Consider the following 1,064-nt stretch of genomic DNA (forward strand, 5'->3'; position numbering starts at 1 on the left):
CTGGCGTTTATTGAACGGCTGGCGGCAGAGGAAGGCTGGCACTACCGCTACCAGCACGGCAGCGTGGATGGCAGCGAACAGCCCGGCCTGATGATTGCCGACCACCACGGTGACGCGCCCAGGCTGGATGCCGCCGAATACAATGGCAAAGCGGGCGGCAGCACGAAACAGCCCGTGGTGTTCCGTTTCCGCTACGAAGAGCGGGTTCGTGCTGCCTCTGTCGCCACGAAAGACTACACCTTCAAAAACCCGGCCTATGCGCTGATGCACGAAAGCGCGGCCACCAGCACTAACCAGCGCCAGGATTACCAGCACTTCGATTACCCGGGCCGCTTCAAGGCCGACGCCAGTGGCCAGCCCTTTACCGAGGCGCGACTGGACGCCCTCAGAAACGACGCCAGCACCGCCCGCGGTGAAAGCAACCGCCCGGATTTCACCTGCGGTGCCAAAGTTGAGTTGACGGAGCATGACAACCCTGACTTTAACCGGAGCTGGCTATTTACCGCTGTCACCCACACCGGCCAGCAACCCCAGGCCCTGGAAGAAGAGGGTGGTTCCGAACCCACCAGCTACCACAACACCTTCAGCGCCGTACCCGCCGATAAAACCTGGCGGCCCAGGATTCACCATCGCCCACTGATGGACGGCCCGCAAATCGCCATAGTGACGGGCCCCGAAGGGGAAGAAATCCACTGCGATGAATTTGGCCGGGTAAAGGTCCGGTTTCCCTGGGACAGATACAGTAAAAACGACGAACACAGCAGCGCCTGGCTAAGAGTCAGCCAGGGCTGGGCTGGCGGCCAGTACGGCTTTATGGCCCTGCCCAGAATCGACCACGAAGTGATTGTTTCCTTCCTGGATGGCGACCCGGACCAACCCATCATCACCGGAAGAACACACCACGCCACCAACACCCCACCGTACGCGTTGCCGGAGCATAAAACCCGCACCACCCTGAAAACCCAGACTCACAAGGGGGAGGGCAGCAACGAATTGCGCTTTGAGGATGAAGCGGACAAAGAACAGATCTACGTCCACGCGCAAAAAGACCTGGATCTGCTCAC

Annotated in this window: 1 protein-coding gene; it reads left to right on the forward strand. The window is 60.3% G+C overall.

Going from position 1 to position 1,064, the window contains the following annotated elements; genetic code table 11:
* The coding region (gene tssI, locus CDH48_RS19030) for a type VI secretion system tip protein TssI/VgrG (RefSeq protein WP_157807879.1) at window positions 1-1,064 on the forward strand (1,064 nt) is incomplete at both ends.

This window comes from Marinobacter aromaticivorans (genome assembly GCF_002806975.1).
Classification (GTDB): domain Bacteria; phylum Pseudomonadota; class Gammaproteobacteria; order Pseudomonadales; family Oleiphilaceae; genus Marinobacter; species Marinobacter aromaticivorans.